Genomic DNA, 23,671 nt, shown 5'->3' with positions numbered 1-23,671 from the left:
GATGCTGGCCGAATTCCATGGCCACCCCTAATGTCAGATCATCGACGCAGCCACGCCGTCTACCCACGCACTGTCGCTCAGGGGGAACCATGAATTTCGATTTCACTGCGCTGGAAACAGCCACTTACGTATTCATTGGAACGCTGGTCTTCGCTGCACTTTTGGTCGCATTTATTGCAGCAGCAGCAATGGCAACAATCGTCCTTATCGGCCTCATGGGCATGGCTTGGTACACAATAAAAAGTGTCCTCGGCGGCTTGGTCCATGGCATCAATTTCGCGTGGGACCGTTTGGTTCACCACGCCGGGCAGGTGGAAATCCCGACCGAATTCCAGCCGCAGGTTTCCCCTAGCACCGGTAGCTACTCGCGGGTAGCATTGAGGGACAGCTGAAGGGTTCCCACCCGAGGCGGACCCTGGCTCCATCCGGCACAACCGGCTAGAGGAGTTTTTCCATGACGTCCGCTACTGACAGCAGTCTCACCGCCGCAAGCGTCAACGCGACGGCAGAAGAAGCCCGCGCCGTTACTGAGGCCGCCCGCGAAACCGAATGGACCCGGCCCAGTTTCGCGAAGGGCCTGTACCTGGGCAGCTTCGACCTCAGCTTGATCCACCCGTGGCCACAAGCCAAGGCGGAGGATGTGGAGCGGGGCGAGGAATTCATGGCCAAGCTTGAGGCGTTCTGCAAGACCATGTCCGGCCGTGTGATCGAACGCGACGCGAAGATCCCCGACGACTACCTCGCGGGCCTCGCGGACCTCGGCGTCTTCGGCATGAAAATCCCGCCCGAGTACGGCGGCCTCGGCTTGTCCTTGGTCTATTACGGTCGCGCACTCGCCTTGGTCGGATCCGTGCATCCAAGCCTCGGAGCCCTCATCTCTGCCCACCAATCCATCGGAGTCCCGGAGCCCGTCAAAGTGTTCGGCACCCCCGAACAGAAGCAGGAGTACCTGCCGCGTTGCGCCGCAGGCGCCATCACAGCGTTCCTCCTGACAGAGCCCGACGTCGGCAGCGACCCCGCGCGCATGGGCGCCACTGCCGTGCTGTCGGACGACGGCGGGTCTTACGTTTTGGACGGCGTGAAACTTTGGACCACCAACGGCGTGATCGCCGAGCTCGTGGTGGTGATGGCCCGCGTGCCGGCCCACACCGACGCGGACGGCACCACGCACAAGGGCGGGATCTCGGCGTTCGTCGTGGAGATGGACTCACCTGGCATCACTGTCGAAAACAGGAACACCTTTATGGGGTTGCGGGGAATCGAAAACGGCGTAACCCGCTTCCACCAGGTGCGCGTGCCCGCAGCGAACCGCTTGGGCCGTGAAGGCCAAGGACTGAAGATCGCCCTCACCACACTTAACACAGGACGACTTTCCATCCCGGGCCTGTGCGTGGCCGCCGGCAAGTGGAGCCTGAAGATTTCCCGCGAGTGGTCCAATGCACGGACGCAATGGGGTCGTCCGGTGGGCAAACACGAGGCCGTCGGCAAGAAGCTCGCTTTCATTGCTGCCACCACGTTCGCTTTGGAAGCGGTGTTCGAGTTGGCTGCGGAAATGGCGGACGCCGGTCAAAAGGACGTACGCATCGAGGCAGCGCTGGCCAAACTTTGGGCTACTGAATTGAGCTGCCGGATAGCGGACGAATTGGTGCAGATCCGCGGCGGACGCGGTTTCGAAACAGCCGATTCCCTCGAGGCCCGGGGCGAGCGTGCTGTGGCTGCGGAACAACTCCTCCGGGACCTGCGCATCAACCGGATCTTCGAAGGTTCCAGTGAGATCATGAAGCTCCTCATCGCGCGCGAAGCCGTGGACGCGCACCTCGCTGCCGCCGGAGACCTCGCCTCAGCGGACGCGAGCCTGCAGGACAAGGCGAGGGCCGCCGTCGGGGCCTCCGGTTTCTACGCACGATGGCTGCCGAAGCTGGTGGCGGGCGCCGGCATGGATCCGCGTTCGTATGCCGAATTCGGGCGGCTCGGCAAGCAATTGAGGTTTGTGGAGCGGTCCTCGCGCAGGCTTGCCCGGCAGACCTTCTACGGCATGGGCCGGTGGCAGGCAAAGCTTGAGCACAAGCAGGCATTCCTGGGCAGGATCGTGGACATCGGTGCTGAACTGTTTGCCATGGCTGCGTGTTGTTCGCGCGCTGAGATGCTGCTCCGGACCCAGCCGGAACGTGGTGCCACTGCTTTCGAACTTGCTGAGGCGTACTGCGAACAGGCGCGGGTAAGAGTGGACGAATACTTCGACCAACTCTGGCGTAACACGGACGACGCCGACCGCGACCTTTCGCGCAAAGTCCTCGACGGGGATTATGCCTGGCTTGAGGCCGGTGTCCTCGACCAATCCGAAGGAACCGGGCCCTGGATCGCCGACGCTTCACCCGGCGCCTCGACCAAGGAAAACCTGCACCGCAATTACCGGTAGCTGGCCCCGCGCTCCGATAACGGGAAAGGAACTCTAGCGGACGTCGCCGTCCACGTAGTACCAGCGCTTGTTTTCGCGAACAAAGCGGCTGAGTTCGCGCTGCACGCCGCGTTCGCCGTCCGCTCTGTAGTGCGCTGCGAACTCAACTGTGCCCGCGGTATCCAACGGTCCGCCGCCGGTGGTGGAAAGGATATCCAGCCTGCGCCATTCCATGTCCGCGTCCAGGTCCATTGCATCCGGCCGGGCGCTCACATGCCACGTTTGCAGGAGGTATTCCGGATCCAGGACTACGAACGCCGAGTACCGGGAGCGCATGAGCTGTTCGGCTGTCGCCGCGTCGGCATCGCCACGGTGGAAGCGGCCACAACAATCGTCGTACGGCTCGCCGGAAAGACAAGGGCAGGCACCGTCGCGGAGTCGGCTGCGGTCAGGCGTCACAGGGCCCCTTTCCGAGGGCAAAAATGAGAGCTGGGCAACATATTTTCCCACGCCATATAACAGCTTCGAAACAACCGCGCCGGAGGGTGGGGCCGCGCGTGATTCCGTCGGTGCTGGACCTTAGGCTAGATGTGCAAGCTGGGTGGGCAATGCGCGCATCACAAAACGACGGCCAGGGGAGGCTACGTGGAGGATCCGACAACACTCGCCATCAACCTGACGTATTTGGGCACACTGGGGCTGGCTGTCCTGATGTTCCTGGGTCTCGGGTTGATCATCGTCATCACTCTGGTGGTTGCCGGAGTCGGACGGCTGGTGTCGATGATTCTCCTGGCCATGGTGGGCATTTTCCCCAAAAAGGACACCGTTGCCATCGTTCATCTGCCCCCACGGCCCCAGCGCGTCCCCGCTCCGGCAAGTGCCGGCGTCGTAGACTCCGACCAGTCCGTCGACTCGCCACTTGACGATCTTGCGTACGTTCCCACCGGTTCCACCTCCGAGGTGCAGGCCGTAGCGGCGGCAGCCGTCGCTGCGCCGACCACTCCTGCTGCGCCCCCTGTAGTGACGGAACCGGCCCCTGCTCCCGCCGCATTATCCGCACCGGCACCCAAGCGGGACCTCCTGGAAGATGCCCGACGACGGCTCTCGGGTGCGTCGGCGGCCGTCAAGGACCGTGCGTGGAAGGCCAAGGTGGACCCTCGTAAGCTTCCCAAGCCCGCGCAGGTCAAGGACTGGGCTGCCTCCACGTCCAAAACCGTGGTGGAAACCCAAACGTCGCATCACCCGTTGATCGTGGCCGCGAGCAAAGAACCGCCTGTCCTGGCGAAGGACTGGGCTGATGCGGTGGCGAAAGCCGATGAAAGGGCGGCCGCACGGGCAAAGGCAGAACAGCCGCCAGCCATCAAGGTTACGGTTCGCGAGGTAGATGAGCCTACGCCCCCCTCGGGCAACGGCAAGTCACCTTCACCAAGGACCCCGGATGCGTCCAGGAAATCGCCCGACGGCGAGCCCGCGAAGCCAACCGCCGAGCCCACCAAACCGGCCCAAGGCAACGGAGCAAAGAAACCGGTGCCGAGCTCTGCCAAGAACGGAAAGACGGCGAGCCCGATCCGAAAAGGTTCCTTGAGCGGAGCCAGCCGCAACTCGTAGCCGACGGGCAAGCCTGGGCAGCCCGGGACGGCGCTGCGAGGCCGCGGGCTCGTGACCAGCTACGCCGCATGGACCAGCTACGCCGCGAGCTGCCGGAAGGATGCTCCGTGGTAGATCAGCGGCTGGGACTCGTGGTTGATGGTGGTTCCCTTGACCTCCAGGACAACGATCGCGTGATCCCCCGCGGGTGTTTCGGACACTACCTCGCATTCGAATCCGAGGACCGCCCCGTCGATCAGGACCGCTCCCGAATCGCTGACGCTGGTGTCGATGCCGGCAAACCGGTCACGGGTTTTTGACGATAGCTGCAGGCACGCGGCCTCCTGCCCCGCCGCCAGCACCGAAACGCCCAACCTGCTGGCTTGGCGGAGTTTGGGCCATGTTGTGGACGAGTTCTGCACCGCGAACATCACCAGCGGCGGTTCCAAGGAAACGCCCACCGTAAACGAGGAAGCGACCAGGACCTCGGGCGTGAAATCCACCATCGCACTGAAGGCGGCAACCCCGGACGGGAACTGCGCAAATGCTGCCTTGATTGCAGCTGTTTCTTCCACCGTGGTCTGTGTCATTTCACTGTCCCCTTCACGCGTTGCTTGAACTCTTTCCCATAATTCACGCGTCCGGAGGAACCACAATATTTGTTGATTCGGAAGACATTTGTGTTGCCGAGTGTCAAGAAATGTCGCGAAGTAAGGCCCCTTTCATTACTTCGCAAGACGAAAAACGAAGAAGTTCTACCGCTTGCGTATCGACGTCCCACCGCCCTGTGTAGCCTCGATTGGACATCCCCTCGATGACCATTTGATCCCGCAATACAGTCCCACACAGGAAGCCGAGATGAGCCTCAACGAGCTACGAACGCTTGGACGCACAGGCGCCCTGATCAGCCCCCTCACCCTGGGCACCCTGAACTTCGGCACGGGGACGGCTCCTACCGGCCCGTCAGAGAGCATCGCCATCATCAAGGCGGCCCTCGACGCCGGCATTACGAGCATCGACACTGCCGACATCTACTCGCAAGGTGAGGCCGAGGTAGTAGTGGGCCAGGCGATCCAGGGCAGGCGCGACGACGTCTTCCTTGCCACGAAGTTCCACGGACAAATGGGCTCCAACCCGGCACATGCGGGCAACTCGCGCCGCTGGATCGTCCGGGCAGTTGAGGACAGCCTTCGCCGCTTGAACACTGACAGGATCGACCTTTACCAAGCGCACCGGCCCGACTACAACACTGATCTCCTGGACACGATCACCGCACTGAACGACCTCATCCGGCAGGGAAAGATCCTCTACTACGGCACGTCCGTGTTCAGCCCGGCGCAACTCGTCGAAGCGCAGTGGATCGCCAACACCAACCACCTCACCCCGCCTGTGGCTGACCAAGTCCCCTATTCCCTCTTGGTGCGTGCCAACGAACGTGACGTTTTCCCCATCACCCAGCAGTACGGCGTCGGGGTTTTAAGTTACGGACCGCTCGACGGCGGCTGGCTGGCCGGCGGTTACCGCGTTGGCGGGGGCCAGCCTGAAAGTTCACGTTTCTCGGCCCTACCGGGCCGATTCGATGTGACAGCGCCCTTCAACCAAGGAAAGCTGCATGCTGCCGACGCCCTCGCGCAAGTGGCAGCGCGCCACGGTTTGACCCTCATTCAGCTGGCCGTTGCTTTCGCGCTGAACCATCCGGCTGTCACGAGCGTGATCATTGGGCCACGCACCGACGAGCACCTGACGGATTATCTGAAGGCCGCAGACGTGGTCCTCAGCGAAGCCGCTTTGGACGAGATCGACGATATCGTGGCCCCGGCCGTCAACTTCCTTGAACGCGACGCCGGCACGGTGGCGCCGCACCTTGAGTACCCGGAACTTCGACGGCGGTAGGTCCCCTCGCGTTGTGTGACCCGTTCTGCGCCCTTCGGTGCTCGTGACGCCCGTCGAGCAGGCCTCACAATCGCCTATTGACGGCGTTCCAGCCCAGCGTGATCCTTGTCCTAAGTGTTGCGGTATCTCCGCAGCGTCAGGTCAAGTAGAACGCCGCCTCCCATGTCCAAGCCCCATGTAACCCAAGGCGCCACACAGGCCGCCATCCCCGGACAGCCGACCGAAGGTCCCCTGACCCACGAAGAACTGCAGCTCGCAGGCCGCAACCATTCCATGCCGCTCGAGGCATTGCGCGAGGACGTCACCCCCGCAGGGCTGCACTACCTGCTGATACATTTCGACATCCCGCACATCGACCTGAACGAGTGGCGGCTGACCCTTGGCGGCGCGGTTAATCGGAAGCTGGAACTGAGCCTCGACGACATCAAGGCCCGGGACGCCGTCACCATGCCCGTAACGCTCGAATGTGCGGGCAACGGACGTGCTCTTCTCCAACCGCGCCCACTCAGCCAACCCTGGGTTCTGGGTGCCGTCGGCACGGCAGAGTGGACCGGAACTCCCTTGGCACCCCTGCTGGAGGAAGCAGGGGTGGCGAGTGACGCCGTCGAGCTTGTCTTTACTGGCGCGGACAGCGGCATCCAAGGCGGAGTCGAAGAGCCGTATGCGCGCAGCCTGACCATCGCGGAAGCGATGCACCCCGAAGTCATGCTGGTGTACGCGATGAACGGCAACCCCCTGCCGCCGCAGCACGGCTTCCCGCTCAGGCTGCTGGTGCCCGGCTGGTACGGCATGGCGAGCGTGAAGTGGCTGACGTCGATCGAGGCCGTGACGTCACGTTTCATGGGAGTCCAGCAGGCCGTTGCCTACCACTACCTCCAAGGACCCGATGGACCTGGCCTGCCCGTGACGCGCATTCGGGTGAGGTCGTTGATGGTTCCTCCGGGTATCCCCGACTTCTTCACGCGTCGTCGCGTTGTGGATGCCGGCCCGGTGATGCTCCGCGGGCGGGCGTGGTCGGGTCACGGTGAGATAGAACGGGTAGAGGTGGGGATCGACGGCGAGTGGATGCCGGCCCATCTGGAACCCGCCCAGGGTGATTTCGCGTGGCGTTCGTGGTCGATGGTGTGGGTCGCGAAACCAGGCGACCACGTGCTGCGGTGCCGGGCGATGGATTCGTCGGGCGCGCTGCAGGCCAGTGAGCAGGTGTGGAACTATCAGGGCATCGGGAACAATATGGCGCAGCGGGTTGAGGTGACGGTGCGGTAGGGGTTTAGGCGGGGGTTAGACTCGTCTGAATCATGAGTAGCCAGTCTTCATCCCCAGCGACAGTCCGCGTCGATGCTTGGCTGTGGGCGATCCGCGCATACAAGACCCGATCCGCCGCAACTGCGGCCTGCCGTGCGGGACACATCCGAATCAACGGCAATCCGGTAAAGGCGTCCCAGACGGTGATCGTTGGCGACACCATCCGTGTCCGCGAATCCGGATGGGAGCGGATCTTCGAAGTGCGGCGCCTGATTGCAAAACGTGTGGGCGCCGAGGCAGCATCGCACTGCTACACCGACCACACTCCCCCGCGTCCAGTTGCGCCGCAGCTCGGCCTGCCCCAGCGGGACCGTGGAGCCGGGCGGCCCACGAAGAAAGACCGACGGGACATGGAGAAGCTCCGGGGGTAGGTCGGAGTACGGAGCGAATCCCACGGTGGCTCGGTTATCCACAGGCGAAGGATCTCGACGTGACTCCCTTGAGGCGTCCTGCCTAGACTGGCGGGCACTACGCCAAAACAGTCGCTGGGGAGCCTGTCATGTCATCTCTTTTTGCCGTACCTTCGCCTGCCGGTGCCCGGGCCGCTCTACTTGGCTTCGCCGTTGCCCTGCTGCTTTGTAGCTGCCAAGCGGGCAGCGCCCCGGGCCCCTCGCCTTCGCCTTCGCAAACAGGTCCGACGACGGCGTCCCCCGCCTCAAGCGCGACGCCCAGCGTTTCTGCCTATGCCGGTTCGGGCAGCACGCCCGCAGCTGTGTACAAACCGGCAGACGCTAAGGGGAAAGCGGAGAACGTTCCTGTTCCAGTGATGCCCGAGTTGGCGAAGGAGAACTCGAAGGAGGGGCTGGAGGCGTTTATTCGGTATTGGTTCCAGCTCTTGAGCTTCGCGTACGAAACCGGCGACGTCTCACAAGCGAAGGCTTTGTCCTCGAGTGCGTGTGTGCTTTGCAACGACCTGCTCTCAGCGGTCGCGACCAATTACACAGCGGATCGATGGCTCGTTGGAGGGCAATATAGGACGCCAGTTATTGAAGTGCTCTGGCAAGACTCAGAGAGCTCTCAAACGGCAAAAGCTCAGGTGCTCCAAGGGGAAATCATCTACATGAATGCAGATGGAACCAAGGGCCGCGAACCCACCCCCGCGACAAATGATGCTGCAGCTTTCTTTGCTGTTTTTCGTGATGGAGCTTGGGCAACAACCGATGTTGGCGTTATCCGATGAGAAGACTCATTGGACTCAAGGTCGCGACCGTCATCATTTCTCTCTATTTGAGTCCGGCGGCTTGGGCCAGTACTGAGCCGCCCGCGCCAGCCCTAGAGGCAGGTTTCACCCAACGGTCACTTGGGATAGGTGCCAGTTTCAGTCTGGATGCGGCTACAGGTCGTCCTACGACGTCCCTAGAAGCCGCATCCGCCGCTGATGACCCCTACCAATACATGGCCGACACAAAATGCCCTGCTGGTGGCGGTGGTGACTTCATATGCCTCGGCATGGAGTGCCCGCCGCAAACAGCAGGCGGTGCACAGGGCACCGTGGTTCGATGGAAGAGAGCACCGAAGGCCATTACTAATCCGGTGTGGACCGAATATTCTGCGATCGGCGGCCCGACGTGCCTGTATGACCCCGAACCTGAGAACGTCCTCGCGGACATCGCCGCACGGATCCTGACCGACTTCCGGCAACTGCCCGTCAACCCTGGAACCCTCGAAATCCAGCCCTTCCCCCATACCCTCAAGGGCGGCCCCACCAACTTCTATACCACCGCCACCGAGCAGGCCTTCGACGTCACGGTCCTCGGCCAAAACATCCACCTCGCCGCCACCCCGAGCAGCCACAGTTACGCCTTCGGCGACGGCACCACCCTCGGCCCCACACCCGTGGCCGGGTACCCCATCCCGGAAACCCAATGGCTCATCAATCACACCCGCACCAGCCACACCTACACCAGCACCGGCAACTACCCCACCACCGTCACCACCAGCTTCACCGGAACATACTCCGTCAACAACGGCCCACCCCTACCCATCAACGGAACCCTGGACCTCACCACAGAACCCAAAACCATCCAGGTCTGGAAAACAGAAACCGCCCTCGTCGCCGACACCTGCCAAGAAAACCCACAATCCTGGGGCTGCCCCGGAGCAGACACCGAACGATAGCCCAGAAGGGCGCCAAGCAACACCAAAGTGCGAAGCCACCCAGCAGAAGCTAGTTCTGTTCTCAGCGGTTGCGCGACGATGCGAAAATCACCGGGCAGTAGCCCAGTCGGCGGAATGCCGCTCCGCCGCTTAGGCGAACCAGGTGTCCGGCGGGCCCATGAAAAGCAGGAAGCTGAACACCGCCGCGACGCCCACCAGGACCAGAACAACCGCCAGGATGGGATTGCCCAGCACCCATGCCTGCGCCTTCTCCAATGCACCGCGGGGCTTTTCGCCACCAGCGGCGAGCCGCCACCCGCCGTCGAGCATTCCACGCCGATCGAGTGACCTTTCAACCGGAATCGTGGCGTACGGAACAACGGCCGAGGCGATGGCGAGGAGGCCCGTACGTGCCGTCCACTTCTGGTTGATACACGTGAACGCAGCGGTTGCCGCGTAGCAAAGGAAAACGAAGCCGTGGATGCCGCCGGCGATACTCACGCCGACATCCGTGGTGCGCGTGACGTACTTGAGGAAAAGACCGATCAGCAGCAGCGTCCACGTCACAGCTTCTGCAAAAGCAACGGTACGAAACAGGGTGCGGGGCTGCATGGAAGTCCTTGGCTGGGAAACGTGAGTCAGATCCAATTTACCGTGGATGGACGGAGCCCCTCAGCCAAAGGAGGGTAGCGACTCCCGGTTTCGGATCCGCGAATCGCCGAACTCGACGGGCACGGGGGCGATTTCCATGGGTGGTTCGTGCCGCGTTCTCGCCTTGCCCACAGCGATGTGCGGGACCCATCGCGGCGACCGGTATCCCAGCGCGGGGGAACTCAGGATGAAATCGTCAATGTTGTCCAAACCCAACTGGTCCAGCAGAACATGCAGGCCTTGGATCAGCAGAGACTGGTAATCGTGCACAGACTGCGGCACTTCCACTTCAAGTGCCCCGATATGACCACCACCCAGCGAGACAAGCCGGCTCGACTTCCCCAGGAACCCTTCGAGAACCGGTAGTTCGTTCAGCCAACTGACGAGTTCCATGGTCACCCGGTCCGCGGGCGCTCTCCCGTGCGTCCACGCCACAATGTCAGCGACGAGATTGTCCAGGATCCCGATGTGCAGGAGCGTCATATGCAGACCCTGGGGTTTGCGGATGGAATCGACGTAGCGGGCCAGGCCATCGAAATCAGAGGGATCCGACCCCACGCGGAGTACCGGCACCTCCACCGTGATCCGAAACCCATGCGGTTTGCTTCCAGTTGGCTTACTGGCCGTCATGCATGACATTATGCGCCGCTCCCGGCTCGCTTGGCAGGCCCCCAACAGAGCCCAGTGCCGCCGTCGTGCTTGACACCTACTTTTTGGTGCGGGCCTGAACGAGACTCGCGCGCTTCACGGCTTCTCCGCTTCCAAAGGCGTCTTCATCACCACCGGCCGATTCTCACAAGGGGCCAAAGAATATGCGGCCAGCGTTGGCACTCGAACGATCCTCATCGATGGCACACGTATTGTCAGCCTCATGATCAAGTACCGGGTGGGCGTTCAGGTGAAGCGGAGCTACGACGTCGTCGAACTGGACGAGGACTTCTTCGAATCAACCGAGTGCCTAAGCAGCAATCTACTGTCGCCGTACGGCAACAAAAGTTAAAGCCGGCGTACGGCGACATTCTGGAAAGTCGGCGTACGGCGACAGGAGACTGAAATGCGAACCGTCCGTGAGGCTGGTCCACTCATACGTGAACTCCGCGAAGAGCGCGGTTGGGCGCAGGCGGAACTGGCTCGCAGGGCAAACGTTTCTCGAACCTTCGTCATCGACCTTGAGTCCGGCAAGCCCACGGTGGAAACGTCTAAGTTCATGGACGTCTTCCAAGCCTTGGGGTTCGAAGTTGCGATACGTAACAGCAAGACTGGCCAGGTCCGATGGTAAATGCCCGAGCACTCGACCTTTTTATGGATGGCACGCACTGCGGCCGTGTCGAGCAGACAAGCTCAGGCAATCTGACGTTCCGCTTCATGCGCGCGTCAGCTAGGGCCCGGCGCAATCAGCGGCGCTGCCCTGGTCCCCAAACCGTGAAGCATACCTTTCAGCGTTGACAGCCCCTTGTGACCCGTGCCATATTCAATACCGTGAACCTGTCAGACAGCCGGACAGCCGGACAGCAAGGCCCTGAAAACAGCCGTGCTACACCCACCCCGATCTCCCGCATTTCGGCAGCGGAAGCAGTCTTCGCTGCCCTCCGGCGGGCCATCGAGGGCGGCCAATTCGATATCGGCACCAAGCTGAGCTCCGAAGCGACCCTCGCAGCGCAGTACGGCGTGAGCCGCTCTGTCATCCGGGAAGCCCTGCGGTCCTGCAACACACTGGGCCTGACAGTCACAAAAACGGGCAAAGGCACGTTCATCGTGGCCAACAAGGTCGCTAATGACCTTACCTTGGGTCAATACAGTGCGCGCGATCTTAACGAAGCGCGACCCCACATCGAGATCCCCGCAGCCGGATTGGCAGCCCAGCGCCGCACCGCGGAAGAACTCGAGCACCTCAAGGACATCGTCCAGGAGATGCTCAACGAAAACGACCCCGAAGCCTGGGTGAACTTGGACGCGAGCTTCCACTCCGCCGTCGCACGCGCCAGTGGCAACCGCGTGTTCGCGAGCGTCGTCCAGGACATCCGCGACGCCCTCGCCCACCAGTCCGAAACACTTAACCTCGTCGCAGACAGGCAACACCGCTCCGACGAAGAACACGTCGCCGTACTCAACGCGATCGAAGCAGGCGACGCCGAAGCCGCAAGCAAAGCGATGGCCGACCACCTGCAGGCCGTCAGCGCGGCGCTGGACACGATCCTCAGCAAATGAACCACCCGAAGGACACCATGCCCAGCCTCAAAACGGCACAGCAAACACCTCATCAGGCGCTGGCCCCACAGCACGTCCCCCTCGTCGAGCAGACCCGCGACGGCCTGGTGGAGAGCGTCCACTACGGCTCACTGATCGCGCTGAACGCAGATGGCAGCACCGCGCTGGAAGCCGGGCAGCCGGACGCCCCGATGTATCCTCGCTCGAGCCTGAAGCCGCTTCAGGCCGTGGCACTCCTCAAAGCCGGCCTGGACATCCCTGAACACCTCCTCGCCCTGACCGCCGCGAGCCACTCCGGCAGCAAGCAGCACCGTGACGGGGCTGCCGAAATCCTGCGGCTCCATGGCCTCACCGAAGCAAACCTGGGCAACAGCACCGATCTCCCGTACGGCGTTGCCGAGCGCGAAGAATGGCTTCGCGACGGCAACGGCCCCACCCAGCTCGCCCAGAACTGCTCGGGTAAACACGCGTCCATGACCGCCGTCTGTGTCCTCAATGGCTGGCCCGTGGCAGACTACCTCCACCCGGAACACCCGCTGCAGGTCCTGGTGAGGGACACCATCACCGAACTGACCGGCGAAGACGCAGCTGCGGTGAGCACGGATGGTTGCGGGACGCCGCTTTTCGCCCACTCGCTGCACGGCATGGCCCGCGCGTACGGCCGCCTCGCTGCAGCCGACGAGGATACCGATGAAGGCAAGATTGCCCACGCCATGCGCCGCTTCCCGGAGATGGTCGCAGGTGAGGGCCGCGATGTCACGGCCCTCATGCGCGCAGTTCCGGGCCTCCTGGCCAAGGACGGCTTCGAGGGCCTGCAGCTGGTCGGCCTTCCGGACGGCCGCGGCCTCGCGGTGAAGATCTCCGACGGCGGCGATCGCGCGCGCATGCCCATTACCGTTGAGGTTCTTCGCCGGTTGAACGTCGACGGCGGCAGCCTGGACACGCTTCAGAGCCCGCCTGTGTTGGGCGGCGGCCTTCCGGTCGGCGAGCTCCGGGCAGCGCAAATTTTCAGCACGAACTAACCAAGGACAGCTATGACCACCGTCGATCAGGCGATCCCCGTCCGTTCCGAGCACGACCTCCTGGGCGACCGCGACATTCCCGCGGACGCTTACTGGGGCGTTCACACGCTCAGGGCCATCGAGAACTTCCCCATCACCGGGCAGGCACTATCCACCAACCGCCACCTTGTCAGGGGCCTTGCCGCGGTGAAGATGGCAGCAGCCCGGACCAACCACGAACTCGGACTCCTCGACGCCGAGCGCGCAGGAGCCATTGAGCAGGCCTGCCAGGATGTCATGGATGGCATGCTCCAGGACCAGTTCATGGTGGACGTCATCCAGGGCGGCGCCGGTACGAGTTCCAACATGAACACCAACGAGGTCATTGCCAACCGGGCGCTGGAGATCCTTGGCCACGCGAAGGGCGACTACTCCAAGCTCCACCCGAACGACCACGTCAACCTGAGCCAGTCCACCAACGACGTCTACCCCACCGCGGTAAACCTCGCCACGATCTTCTCCGTCAAGGAACTCCTCCTTGCGCTGGAGGAACTCGAAGAGGCGTTCGCTGAAAAGGGCCGGGAGTTCCGCACTGTAGTGAAGATGGGGCGCACCCAGCTCCAGGACGCGGTCCCCATGACGCTTGGCCAGGAGTTCGGCGGCTACGCTGTGACCATCGGTGAGGACCGTGCCCGCTTGGACGAGTCCCACATGCTCATTCACGAGATCAACCTCGGAGCGACGGCCATCGGCACCGGGTTGAACGCCCCGGCCGGCTACGCAGATGCTGCTTGCCGGCACTTGGCGGAGATCACCGGGCTTCCCCTCATCACGGCCGCGGACCTCATTGAGGCCACGCAGGACGTTGGCGCGTTTGTGCACCTCTCCGGCGTCCTCAAGCGTGTGGCCGTGAAGCTTTCCAAGATTTGTAACGACCTCCGCCTGCTGTCCTCCGGACCGCGCGCGGGATTGGGTGAGATCAACCTGCCGGCTGTGCAGTCCGGCTCGTCGATCATGCCCGGCAAGATCAATCCGGTGATCCCGGAAGTGGTCAGCCAGGTGGCATACGAAGTCATCGGCAACGATGTCACCGTCACTATGGCCGCGGAGGCGGGCCAGCTTCAGCTGAATGCCTTCGAACCGATCATTGTGCATAGCCTGCACAAGAGCATCTCCCACCTGGAAGCAGCGAGCCGCACCCTTACGGCTCGCTGCGTCCGGGGAATCACAGCAAACACCGAGCGGCTACGGCTTACCGTGGAGCAGTCGATCGGTCTCGTCACGGCATTGAACCCGCATATCGGTTATGCCTCCGCCACTGCCATCGCCCAAGAGGCGCTGGCCAGCGGCAAGGGTGTTGCAGAACTCGTCCTGGAGCACGGTCTGCTGACCGCCGCCCAACTCGAAGAACTGCTCAGCCCGGAACGTCTGGCAAACCTCAGCAAATAGGCCGCAACCGGCCAGTTAGCCCAGAACGGCTCAAGTGAGCCGCCCCGCCCGATGAGGCACACCCCCCGCGAGGCACTGCCCTGCGCCCCGGACCCCGGCCGGTGCGTGCAGGACACCCCCAACAGGACACCCCTAAGGATTCCAATGACCAACCAACCCATCACGGACCATACGGTCCCGGCCCAAGCGCACGCCAGCGAGAAGGCCCTCCACAAGGAGGACAAGGGCTACCACAAGGATCTCAAGCCACGGCAGATCCAGATGATCGCCATCGGCGGCGCCATCGGCACCGGCCTGTTCCTTGGCGCAGGCGGACGCCTCAACGCCGCAGGCCCATCGCTCGTGATCGCTTATGCCGTCTGTGGCTTCTTCGCTTTCCTGATCCTCCGCGCGCTCGGTGAACTTGTTCTGCACCGGCCGTCGTCGGGCTCGTTCGTTTCCTATGCCCGTGAGTTCTTCGGCGAGAAGGCGGCGTTCGTCTCGGGTTGGTTCTACTGGATCAACTGGGCTACCACCACGATTGTGGACATCACGGCCGCAGCGCTGTACATGAACTTCTTCGGCAAATACATCCCATGGATGGGTGCCGTTCCGCAGTGGGCCTGGGCGCTCATCGCATTGGTTGTGGTCCTCGCCTTGAACCTCGTGTCCGTCAAGGTCTTCGGTGAGCTTGAGTTCTGGTTCGCCTTGATCAAGGTTGCAGCGCTGGTCGCGTTCCTGGTGGTGGGCACCTACTTCGTGATCTTCGGTACGCCGGTTGACGGGCAGGAAGTCGGCTTCAGCCTCATCACGGACAACGGCGGCATCTTCCCCAACGGCCTGCTGCCCATGATCATCCTCATGCAGGGCGTGCTCTTCGCCTACGCTTCGATCGAGCTCGTTGGCACCGCGGCGGGCGAAACCCCGAACCCTGAGAAGATCATGCCCAAGGCCATCAACTCCGTGGTCTTCCGTATCGCCGTCTTCTACGTGGGCTCCGTCATCCTGCTGGCATTGCTGCTCCCGTACACGTCCTACGAGAAGGGCGTCAGCCCGTTCGTGACCTTCTTCGGTTCCATTGGTGTCCAGGGCGTCGATGTCATCATGAACCTCGTGGTCCTCACCGCCGCGCTGTCTTCGCTAAACGCCGGCCTGTACTCCACGGGTCGTATCCTGCGCTCGATGTCGGTAGCCGGTTCCGCCCCCAAGTTCGCCCAGCGTATGAACAAGGCGGGTGTCCCGTACGGCGGCATCGCCATCACCGCCGGCGTTTCGCTGCTCGGCGTTCCGCTGAACTACCTGGTTCCGGCTCAGGCCTTCGAGATCGTCTTGAACGTCGCGTCCGTGGGCATCATCGTCACGTGGGCCACCATCGTCCTGTGCCAGATGCAGCTCAAGCGATGGGCGGACAAGGGCTGGTTGAAGCGCCCGTCGTTCCGCATGTTCGGTGCCCCGTACACCGGCTACCTTTCGCTGCTGTTCCTGGTGGGCGTGTTGGTGATGGTCTTCATCGATTCGCCGCTCACCATGCTGGTTACGGCCATCGCCTGTGTGCTGATGGTGGTGGGCTGGTTCTTGTGCCGCAAGCAGATCCACGAGATCGCTGCCGCACGCGACGGCTACACCGGCAGCGCTCCTGTGGTTGCCAACCGCCCGATGCGCGGCGGCGACTCCTAGCACTCCCGCCCAGCGCCCGACGGCGGCACTTGGGTTCCGCAACAGCGGAACCCGGGTGCCGCCGTCGTGGGTTAACGAACCCAACTGAGTCGCAATTGTGCGCGTTTTGAGCCCTCAAAACGCGCACAATTGCGACCTAGTTGGGAGATCAACAGACATCCGATCAATGATGACTACTATTGGTCCATGGCTGTCACAGATGAGGCGATCGGCAAGATCAAGGACATGCTGATCCGCGGCGAGCTCAAGGCCGGCGACCGGCTCCCGCCGGAAAAAGAACTGAGCGAAAGGCTGGGGCTCTCACGGAGTTCGCTGCGGGAAGCCGTGAAGGCCCTCGAGCTGATCCGCGTCCTGGATGTCCGCCGAGGGGACGGCACTTACGTGACCAGCCTCGACGCCAAGCTCCTGAACGAAGCGGTGGCGTTCGTGGTTGACCTCCACCAGGACCGCTCCATCCTGGAGCTGTTTGAGGTCCGACGAATCCTGGAGCCGGCCACCGCCCACCTCGCCGCCAGCAAGATCACCCCGGACGAGCTCCTGGCCCTGCGCGGCACGATGGAGGGCATCGACGAGAACACAGCCGTTGAAGAACTCGTGGCCCATGATCTCGAATTCCACAGCATCATCACGGAAGCCGCGGGAAACGACTACCTCGGCAGCCTTTTGGAAGCCCTGTCCAGCAGCACAGTGCGGGCAAGGATTTGGCGCGGACTCACGCAGGAAAAGGCAGTCGCCCACACCCTGGCTGAGCACAAGGCCATCGCCGATGCGTTGGAGCGTGGAGATGCCGAGCTCGTGCGGGCCTTGGTGACCGTGCACATCAGCGGCGTGGAGAACTGGCTGCGGCAGGCGCTTTAATCCTGTGGAAGGGGCGTAACTGCAAGGCCGTATGTGCGGATAACGGTCTCCTCCAGCACAGCGTCCTGTTCAGCGGCGCTCAGCGAGGACACGAGCTCCAGCAACACGTCCATGGTGCGGCCGTATGGTGCGCCAAGGGTGCTGACGGGCCAGTCGCTTCCGATCATCAGCCGCTCCGGGCCAAAGGCGTCCACGGCTTCGTCGAACAATACACGCAGCGAATCCGCAGAATACGCAACACCCGGCACATGCAATCCGGACAGCTTGGCCACGGCATTGGGTTGTTGTCCGAGCGTCCGGAAGTCGGAACGCCACCTTTCCAACGCCTCGGGGTCTGCCAGCGGCGGCTTTCCCAAATGGTCCAGGACCACCGTCAATTGAGGCAGGTCGCGGGCCAACCGGACCGTTGCCCCCAAGTGTCGCGGGAAGGCATCCGGAATGTCCAAAGTGAGGCCCCGATCCGCCACCAGCGCCAATGATTGCCGGACTGACGGAAGGTCGAGGAAATCATCCCGGGGATCGTCATGCGTCAGATGCCGCACACCCCTGAAAACCGATTGCGCGGCAAGGCGATAGAGCTGGGCATCGGCTTCATCGGGCGAGTCGAGCCTGATCCAGCCAACCACTCCCAGGACCCAGGGTTGGCGTGCAGCAATAGCGAGCATGCTCTCGGTGTCTTCCAGGGTGTCATCCGCCTGGACCAGCACCGCACCCCTTACCCCTGCCGCGTCCAAAACTTCACGTGCCTCGTCCTCGCCAAAGCTGCGGTACAGCGCGCCGTGCTGCGGACCGAGCCACGAATAGGCCCGGACACCCCCGGTCACGAATGTGTCCAGGTTCCACAGGTGCAGGTGAGCGTCAATCACGCCGGACGGCCTCCAATGCATCCCAAAGCTCCTCGGGGATGGCCTCTTCCATTCGCGCCGCGTTCGAGGTGACCTGTTCCGGAGCGCTGGCCCCGACTGTCACATTCACCACGGCCGGATGGCGCAACGGGAACTGAAGTGCCGCCGTCGGGAGTTCCACGCCAAATTCGTTGCAGACGGCTGCGAGCGCCCGCGCCCGTTCAACCACCGCACGCGGTGCGCGGTCGTAGTTGTAGTGGGCGTCCTCGGGGACTTCGGGCCGGGCCAGCAGGCCCGAGTTGTAGACGCCCACATTTACGACGCCGGTGCGGCGCACCTCGCAGCGGTCAAGCAGCGGGACGTCGGGCTGCTCAAGCAAGGTGTAACGGCCGGCGAGCATGACGAGGTCGAGGTCGGCGGCTTCGACGCATTCCAAAGCGGCTTCGGCAGAGTTGATGCCTACGCCGATGGCTTTGACTACGCCTTCTTCGCGAAGCTTCTCGAGGGCCGGGAGTCCTCGGGAGATACCGTCTTGGAGATCGTGGACGTCGGCGTCGTGGAGGTATGCGATGTCTACGTGGTCAAGGCCCAGGCGCTCCAGGGAGTCCTCGATGCTGCACCTAATGCCTGCCTCGGAAAAGTCCCACACGCGCTTCTTGTCTGCGGGAACGTCGAATCCTTCAGGGTCGCGGCCGCCACCCGAGGCGGGTTCCAGCAGCCTGCCGACCTTGGTGGAGATGACGAATTCGTTCCGCGGTTTGTCCCTCAGGACGGCGCCCAGCCTTTGCTCGGACAGGCCGAGTCCGTAGTGCGGGGCGGTATCGAAGTACCGTATGCCGGCGTCCCAGGCGGCGAGGACCGTGGCGAGCGCCTCCCCGTCGGGGATGGCCCGGTACAGGTTTCCAATACCGGCTCCGCCGAAGCCGAGCTTACCGAGGTCAAGGCCTCCGGCAGTCATGGCAGTTCCCATACCTTGGGGATACCCGAATCTTGCCCGGAGTAATCGTCCTGGACCTCAAGAAGTTCTGCCATTCGCGCCTGCCAGGGCACGTTGGCAGGATGATCCGCGAGCGCGTGGCGCATGGCCTGGTAATCGTCCACGTCAACCACGTGGAAGAGGTCCAGCCCGCTGCGCCAGATCCGCCAGTTACGTACCCCGGCTGACTTCAGCGCTTCCACCAGCTCGGACGGGATGTGCGCGTGGGCATCCGAGTATTCGGCTTCCGTGCCGGGCTTGAGCCGGGTGTGGAGGGCGATCGACTCAGCCATCCCCAGCCTCCCGGTCAGGGACATTCGCAGCCTCCGGGCTGAGGAAGAGTTCGAGGACGGGAACGGCGACATCCGGCCTCTGGACCGGAAGCTTGATGGTCAGCGTTCCTGGCGGTTGCCCGGCGGGCGTGGTGTTCCATGCTTGCTGGTCGGGATCGACTTCCCTGAGGAACACCTCGGAGGCATCGTTGAGCAACTGCGCGTACTCGACTTTTCCGGCCAGACCGGGCAGATGGAGGTACTCGAAGGGCCATGCGAAGAGGTGCACGTAGAGCCGGTCGCCGCGCTGGGTGTAGCGGGTATCGGCGGGAGGTATGAACCCGGACGGACCGGCGCCGTAAATGGCGCGTGAGTGCAGTTTCATCCAGTCCCCGATTCCCTCCAAGGACGCGAGCGCCCGGGGGTCGATGGTGCCGCGCCCCGTGGGGCCGACGTTGAGCAGCAAGTTGCCACCGTTGGATACGCCGTCCACCAGCATGCGGATGAGCAGGTCCACGGATTTGTAGTTCAGGTTGTCCCGGTCGTAGCCCCAGCTGCCGTTCAGTGTCTGGCAAGCCTCCCAGGTGACAGGAACGCCGTCGAGCTTCATTGGCTCGGTGGGCTGGTACTGCTCCGGAGTGACAATGTCTCCGGGGATACCTAAGCGATCGTTGACCACGATGTCCGGCTGGAGTTCCCGCACCATGGCCAGCAGGGCGTCCGAGTCCCAGTCGTTCGGGCCCTTGCCGCCCCAAAATTCATTCTGGTCCGTGTAGGAGAAGTCGAAGAACAGGTAGTCGATGGTGCCGTAGTTGCTTAACAGCTCACGCACTTGGCCGTGCAGGTACTCGCGGTACCGCGCCATGTCGCGGCCTTTGTTGAGGATTTCGACGTCGGCAGCGTTGCGTTGCGGATGTACCCCGTCAACGGTGAAGTCCGGGTGGTGCCAATCAATCAGGGAGTGGTAGAAGCCGACCCTGAGACCCTCTGCCCTCAGCGCCTCAACATAGGGTCCTATCAAGTCACGGCCTGCGGGTGTGTTGGTGGCCTTGTAGTCGGTGAGCGCCGAGTCCCAGAGGCAGAAGCCATCGTGGTGCTTGGTGGTGAGGACAACGTACTTCATGCCTGCGCTGCGGGCTGCCTTGGCCCACTCGCGGGGATCGTAGAGGTCCGGATCGAAACGCTGGAAGTACTTGGAGTACTCCTCCACCGTGGCTTCTTCGATATTCATGACCCATTCGTGGCGCGCGGGCAGGGCGTAGAGGCCCCAGTGCACGAACATCCCCAGCCGTGCTTCTTCGAACCACGGTGCGTGCTGGATCATACAGATTCCTTCCATACGGGTCCGTCGGGGTAGTTGTGTGCTGCCAGTGTTTCACGGAGCATTTCGTTACCCGCTCCTGGTGCCGACGGCGGCCAGTACGCACCGGCGTGGACATCCACGGGTGTGACAAAGTGTTCGTGGAGGTGGTCCACGAACTCGATCGTCCGGTCTTCCTTTGTTCCGGAGACCGCAACGTAGTCGAACATGGACAAGTGCTGCACCGCTTCGCAGAGCCCCACCCCGCCCGCGTGCGGACAGACGGGGACGCCGAACTTTGCGGCGAGGAGCAGGATGGCGATGTTCTCGTTGACCCCGGCCACGCGTGCGGCGTCGATCTGGAGGACTTGGAGCGAGCCGGCTTGGAGCATCTGTTTGAAGACCACGCGGTTCTGGACGTGTTCCCCTGTGGCTACGGGAATGGGGGCTACGGCCCGGGCGATGGCGGCGTGCCCGAGGATGTCGTCGGGGCTGGTGGGTTCCTCAATCCAGGCGATGTCGTATGGTGCGAGGTGGGCCATCCATTCGATGGCGTCCTGGATGTCCCAGCGCTGGTTGGCGTCCACGGCGATCCTGATGTCCGGTCCCACTGCGGCCCGAGCAGCCCGGACGCGTCGGATGTCGTCCTCCAGGGACGCCCCGACCTTCAACTTGATCTGGGCAAATCCGTCGGCCACCGCTTCCTTGGCCAACCGCGCGAGTTTCTCGTCGCTGTATCCCAGCCATCCCGGCGTCGTGGTGTATGCGGGGTAACCCTCGGCCCGCAGTGCCGCTTTTCGCGCTTCCCTTCCCGGCTCCGCGGCACGAAGAATCGCCAGCGCGTCCTCCGGAGTGAGTGCGTCCGTAAGGTAGCGGAAGTCGACCAATGCCACGAGTTCCTCGGGTGTCATGCCGGCGAGCAACTCCCAGAGCGGTAGGCCGGCACGTTTCGCCTTCAGGTCCCAGAGCGCATTGACCACCGCGCCGATCGCCATGTGCATGACGCCCTTCTCGGGGCCGAGCCACCGGAGTTGGGAGTCGTGGGCGAGCAGCTTCCAGGTAGCGCCCATGTCGTTCAGGAGTTCCTCGACGTTGCAGCCCAGGATGTGGCCGCGAAGCGCCTCCAAGGCAGCCGTTTCAACGTCGTTGCCTCGACCGATGGTGAAAACGAAGCCGTGGCCCTCATGTCCGTCACCGGCGTCCGTGCCGATGATGAGGTAGGCAGCTGAATAGTCCGGATCCGGATTCATGGCGTCGGAGCCGTCGAGCTCCAAGGATGTAGGGAAGCGGATATCGAACGTATCCACCGAGGTAATGATGCTCATGGGGCTCCTGGATAGGGGGTGTCTTCCCTGAGCGTAAACATCGGATGTCTGGGTTGTCAACGGGTCACATTTCCGTATTATGGACGAGAACAGCACACTAGAGCTCGGATGTTAGTCCCGAACGCACGGAGGAAGCCATGACCTTGAAATTCGCCAGGCTGGGTACGACCGGAAACGAACAACCGGCAGTCATCGCCCAGGACGCCGACGGAGTTGAAAAGTACTTCAGCCTCGCGTCACTGACAAAGGACATCGACGGCGGTTTCCTCGCCTCGGACGGTATCGCCCGCACCCGCGAAGCCCTCAAATCAAGCGAACTTCCCGAGATTTCCGCCGAAGGCGTCCGTGTCGGTTCCCCCGTAGCCCGGCCCGGATCCGTGGTGTGCATAGGCCTCAACTACACAGCACACGCAGCCGAATCCGGCGCCACGCCGCCGGAAGTTCCGGTGGTGTTCCTCAAGCCGAGCAACACCGTAAGTGGACCGTTCGATCGTGCGCCCATCCCGCCGTCGTCGGAGAAGTACGACTGGGAAGTCGAGCTGGCAATCGTCATCGGCCGGGAAGCGTCATACCTTTCCTCCGTTGCGGAAGCGGAAGAGTGCATCGCCGGATACGCCGTAGCCAACGACCTTTCCGAGCGTGAGTACCAGATACCCGGGGCAGCCGGGCAATGGACCAAGGGCAAGTCGCTGCCGGGCTCCACCCCGCTCGGCCCCTGGCTCGTCCCGGCCTCGGACATCGATGCCGGCAACCTGCGCCTCACGACGACCGTCAACGGCGAAGCACGACAGGACTCGAATACTTCGGACATGATCTTCGACGCGCCCACGATCGTCCACCACCTCAGCCAGTACATGGTCCTCGAACCGGGCGACGTCATCATCACCGGCACCCCCGAGGGCGTCGCCCTGTCCGGCCGCTTCCCGTTCATTCACCCGGGCGATGTTGTTGAGCTGGAGATCGAGGGCCTTGGACGGCAGCGGCAGGAGTACTACCGCGCGCAGGCCGGGACTCCCGGGAGCTCGTCCAGCTCCGGCAGCCACACCGCCCTCGCCGGCACCAACGCCTGAGGCGGCACCACATGACAACCACGGTGGGCAACGAGTTTGGCGGATTGGCAGCTCTCGTCACCGGCGGAGCCTCCGGTATCGGCGCGGCCATTGCGGACCGTCTCGCCGCTGGCGGCGCGCAGGTGGCGGTCCTGGACCTGAACCCGGAAGCCAGCCCGCACTTCGGCGTGAAATGCAACGTGGCCGACGACGCGTCGGTGCGTGCCGCCGTCGAGACCGTTGCCGAAGAGTTCGGGCGGCTGGACGTGGTGGTCAACAACGCCGGGATCGGTGCGCAAGGCGACATCGCCGCCAACGACGACGACGAGTGGCTGCGCGTCCTCAACATCAACGTGGTGGGGATCGCCCGGGTTAGCCGGGCGGCCCTGCCGTACCTGCGCGAGTCGCCGGCCGCTGCGATCGTCAACACCTGCTCGATCGCGGCGACTGCGGGGTTGCCGCAGCGTGCGCTCTATTCGGCGTCGAAGGGTGCGGTCTTGTCACTGACACTCGCCATGGCAGCCGACCACATCCGCGAGGGCATCCGCGTGAACTGCGTCAACCCCGGCACCGTGGACACCCCGTGGGTGGGACGTTTGCTCGATTCCGCAGCCGATCCCGCCGCTGAACGCGCAGCCCTTAACGCCCGCCAGCCGCATGGCCGGATGGTGGACCCGGCGGAGGTGGCGGGCGCCGTCGCGTACCTCGCGAGCCCGCTGTCCGGTTCGACGTCGGGAACGTCCCTGGCCGTCGACGGCGGCATGCAGGGATTGCGGCTGCGTCCGGTTCAGTAGGGGGCTG

26 protein-coding genes are annotated in these 23,671 nt (G+C 63.2%); 17 read left to right on the top strand and 9 right to left on the bottom strand.

All coding sequences use genetic code 11. The features are described from left to right. The first annotated feature begins 89 nt into the window (after positions 1-89). Positions 90-392: a hypothetical protein gene (locus tag AB0N65_RS18535; RefSeq protein ID WP_364165025.1), complete on the top strand. Its 303-nt coding sequence runs from the start codon at positions 90-92 to the stop codon at positions 390-392. A 62-nt stretch (positions 393-454) separates the two neighbouring features. Further along, on the top strand, positions 455-2,419 hold the full coding sequence (locus AB0N65_RS18530; RefSeq protein WP_364165022.1) for an acyl-CoA dehydrogenase family protein: 1,965 nt from the start codon (positions 455-457) through the stop codon (positions 2,417-2,419). A gap of 33 nt (positions 2,420-2,452) precedes the next feature. On the opposite strand, the gene AB0N65_RS18525 is transcribed toward AB0N65_RS18530, so the two are convergent. Next, the gene (locus AB0N65_RS18525) at positions 2,453-2,857 is read right to left on the bottom strand and encodes a YchJ family protein (protein ID WP_364165019.1); all 405 of its coding nucleotides are present in this window, start codon (positions 2,855-2,857) and stop codon (positions 2,453-2,455) included. A gap of 186 nt (positions 2,858-3,043) precedes the next feature. Between AB0N65_RS18525 and AB0N65_RS18520 the strand changes: the two genes are divergently transcribed. After that, positions 3,044-4,006 (top strand): hypothetical protein, encoded by a 963-nt coding sequence (locus AB0N65_RS18520; RefSeq protein WP_364165016.1) that lies wholly within the window; start codon positions 3,044-3,046, stop codon positions 4,004-4,006. A 77-nt stretch (positions 4,007-4,083) separates the two neighbouring features. On the opposite strand, the gene AB0N65_RS18515 is transcribed toward AB0N65_RS18520, so the two are convergent. Beyond that, positions 4,084-4,575 carry a flavin reductase family protein gene (locus AB0N65_RS18515; protein WP_364165014.1) on the bottom strand — a complete coding sequence of 164 codons (492 nt, stop codon included), beginning with the start codon at positions 4,573-4,575 and terminating at the stop codon, positions 4,084-4,086. 268 nt (positions 4,576-4,843) lie between these two features. On the opposite strand from AB0N65_RS18515, the gene AB0N65_RS18510 reads away from it, so the two are divergent. The 5 genes from AB0N65_RS18510 (at position 4,844) to AB0N65_RS18490 (ending at position 9,301) form a co-directional block, all read left to right on the top strand. Beyond that, positions 4,844-5,878, top strand: a complete 1,035-nt coding sequence (locus AB0N65_RS18510) for an aldo/keto reductase (RefSeq protein WP_364165011.1) — start codon at positions 4,844-4,846, stop codon at positions 5,876-5,878. Positions 5,879-6,040: 162 nt separating this feature from the next. Continuing rightward, positions 6,041-7,144: a sulfite oxidase gene (locus AB0N65_RS18505; protein WP_364165008.1), complete on the top strand. Its 1,104-nt coding sequence runs from the start codon at positions 6,041-6,043 to the stop codon at positions 7,142-7,144. A 32-nt stretch (positions 7,145-7,176) separates the two neighbouring features. Next, positions 7,177-7,554 (top strand): RNA-binding S4 domain-containing protein, encoded by a 378-nt coding sequence (locus AB0N65_RS18500; protein ID WP_364165005.1) that lies wholly within the window; start codon positions 7,177-7,179, stop codon positions 7,552-7,554. Positions 7,555-7,682: 128 nt separating this feature from the next. Continuing rightward, the gene (locus tag AB0N65_RS18495; protein WP_364165003.1) at positions 7,683-8,363 is read left to right on the top strand and encodes a DUF6318 family protein; all 681 of its coding nucleotides are present in this window, start codon (positions 7,683-7,685) and stop codon (positions 8,361-8,363) included. A gap of 353 nt (positions 8,364-8,716) precedes the next feature. Then, the gene (locus AB0N65_RS18490) at positions 8,717-9,301 is read left to right on the top strand and encodes a hypothetical protein (protein ID WP_364165000.1); all 585 of its coding nucleotides are present in this window, start codon (positions 8,717-8,719) and stop codon (positions 9,299-9,301) included. A gap of 129 nt (positions 9,302-9,430) precedes the next feature. On the opposite strand, the gene AB0N65_RS18485 is transcribed toward AB0N65_RS18490, so the two are convergent. After that, positions 9,431-9,892 carry a DUF3817 domain-containing protein gene (locus AB0N65_RS18485; protein ID WP_364164997.1) on the bottom strand — a complete coding sequence of 154 codons (462 nt, stop codon included), beginning with the start codon at positions 9,890-9,892 and terminating at the stop codon, positions 9,431-9,433. A gap of 60 nt (positions 9,893-9,952) precedes the next feature. Further along, the gene (locus tag AB0N65_RS18480; protein ID WP_364164994.1) at positions 9,953-10,510 is read right to left on the bottom strand and encodes a hypothetical protein; all 558 of its coding nucleotides are present in this window, start codon (positions 10,508-10,510) and stop codon (positions 9,953-9,955) included. A 145-nt stretch (positions 10,511-10,655) separates the two neighbouring features. Here AB0N65_RS18480 and AB0N65_RS18475 point away from each other — a divergent pair, with 145 nt between their 5' ends. From AB0N65_RS18475 to AB0N65_RS18445, 7 genes are all read left to right on the top strand, one after another. Next, on the top strand, positions 10,656-10,931 hold the full coding sequence (locus AB0N65_RS18475) for a restriction endonuclease (protein WP_364165079.1): 276 nt from the start codon (positions 10,656-10,658) through the stop codon (positions 10,929-10,931). Between the two features lie 54 nt (positions 10,932-10,985). Beyond that, positions 10,986-11,210, top strand: a complete 225-nt coding sequence (locus AB0N65_RS18470; RefSeq protein WP_364164991.1) for a helix-turn-helix domain-containing protein — start codon at positions 10,986-10,988, stop codon at positions 11,208-11,210. Between the two features lie 200 nt (positions 11,211-11,410). Further along, positions 11,411-12,139 (top strand): FadR/GntR family transcriptional regulator, encoded by a 729-nt coding sequence (locus AB0N65_RS18465; protein ID WP_364164987.1) that lies wholly within the window; start codon positions 11,411-11,413, stop codon positions 12,137-12,139. A gap of 17 nt (positions 12,140-12,156) precedes the next feature. Then, positions 12,157-13,161, top strand: a complete 1,005-nt coding sequence (locus AB0N65_RS18460; protein ID WP_364164985.1) for an asparaginase — start codon at positions 12,157-12,159, stop codon at positions 13,159-13,161. Between the two features lie 12 nt (positions 13,162-13,173). Continuing rightward, positions 13,174-14,589 carry an aspartate ammonia-lyase gene (locus AB0N65_RS18455; RefSeq protein WP_364164982.1) on the top strand — a complete coding sequence of 472 codons (1,416 nt, stop codon included), beginning with the start codon at positions 13,174-13,176 and terminating at the stop codon, positions 14,587-14,589. Positions 14,590-14,733: 144 nt separating this feature from the next. Further along, positions 14,734-16,245 carry an amino acid permease gene (locus tag AB0N65_RS18450; protein ID WP_364164979.1) on the top strand — a complete coding sequence of 504 codons (1,512 nt, stop codon included), beginning with the start codon at positions 14,734-14,736 and terminating at the stop codon, positions 16,243-16,245. Positions 16,246-16,431: 186 nt separating this feature from the next. After that, entirely contained in the window at positions 16,432-17,103 is a 672-nt protein-coding gene (locus AB0N65_RS18445; protein ID WP_364164976.1) for a FadR/GntR family transcriptional regulator, read from the top strand. Here AB0N65_RS18445 and AB0N65_RS18440 read toward each other — a convergent pair. From AB0N65_RS18440 to AB0N65_RS18420, 5 genes are read right to left on the bottom strand one after another with little or no spacing between them, the layout of a single operon-like run. Then, positions 17,100-17,969, bottom strand: coding sequence for an amidohydrolase family protein (locus AB0N65_RS18440; protein WP_364164973.1), 870 nt, complete (start codon positions 17,967-17,969; stop codon positions 17,100-17,102). The genes AB0N65_RS18445 and AB0N65_RS18440 overlap by 4 nt on opposite strands. Next, positions 17,962-18,906, bottom strand: coding sequence for an aldo/keto reductase (locus tag AB0N65_RS18435; RefSeq protein WP_364164970.1), 945 nt, complete (start codon positions 18,904-18,906; stop codon positions 17,962-17,964). Before AB0N65_RS18435 ends, AB0N65_RS18440 begins: the two co-directional genes overlap by 8 nt. Continuing rightward, positions 18,903-19,217, bottom strand: coding sequence for an L-rhamnose mutarotase (locus AB0N65_RS18430; protein ID WP_364164967.1), 315 nt, complete (start codon positions 19,215-19,217; stop codon positions 18,903-18,905). Before AB0N65_RS18430 ends, AB0N65_RS18435 begins: the two co-directional genes overlap by 4 nt. Further along, positions 19,210-20,520: an alpha-L-fucosidase gene (locus AB0N65_RS18425; protein WP_364164964.1), complete on the bottom strand. Its 1,311-nt coding sequence runs from the start codon at positions 20,518-20,520 to the stop codon at positions 19,210-19,212. The genes AB0N65_RS18430 and AB0N65_RS18425 overlap by 8 nt, the downstream gene beginning before the upstream one ends. Further along, positions 20,517-21,821 carry an L-fuconate dehydratase gene (locus AB0N65_RS18420; RefSeq protein ID WP_364164961.1) on the bottom strand — a complete coding sequence of 435 codons (1,305 nt, stop codon included), beginning with the start codon at positions 21,819-21,821 and terminating at the stop codon, positions 20,517-20,519. The genes AB0N65_RS18425 and AB0N65_RS18420 overlap by 4 nt, the downstream gene beginning before the upstream one ends. Positions 21,822-21,958: 137 nt before the next feature. Here AB0N65_RS18420 and AB0N65_RS18415 point away from each other — a divergent pair, with 137 nt between their 5' ends. Then, positions 21,959-22,891 carry a fumarylacetoacetate hydrolase family protein gene (locus AB0N65_RS18415; RefSeq protein ID WP_364164959.1) on the top strand — a complete coding sequence of 311 codons (933 nt, stop codon included), beginning with the start codon at positions 21,959-21,961 and terminating at the stop codon, positions 22,889-22,891. Between the two features lie 11 nt (positions 22,892-22,902). After that, a complete protein-coding gene (locus AB0N65_RS18410; RefSeq protein ID WP_364164956.1) occupies positions 22,903-23,664 on the top strand; it encodes an SDR family oxidoreductase in 762 nt (253 codons plus the stop codon). The last annotated feature ends 7 nt before the right edge of the window (positions 23,665-23,671 follow it).

The organism is Paenarthrobacter sp. NPDC089322, assembly GCF_040684895.1.
Classification (GTDB): Bacteria; Actinomycetota; Actinomycetes; order Actinomycetales; family Micrococcaceae; genus Arthrobacter.
This window is presented reverse-complemented; position numbering and strand designations above follow the sequence as displayed.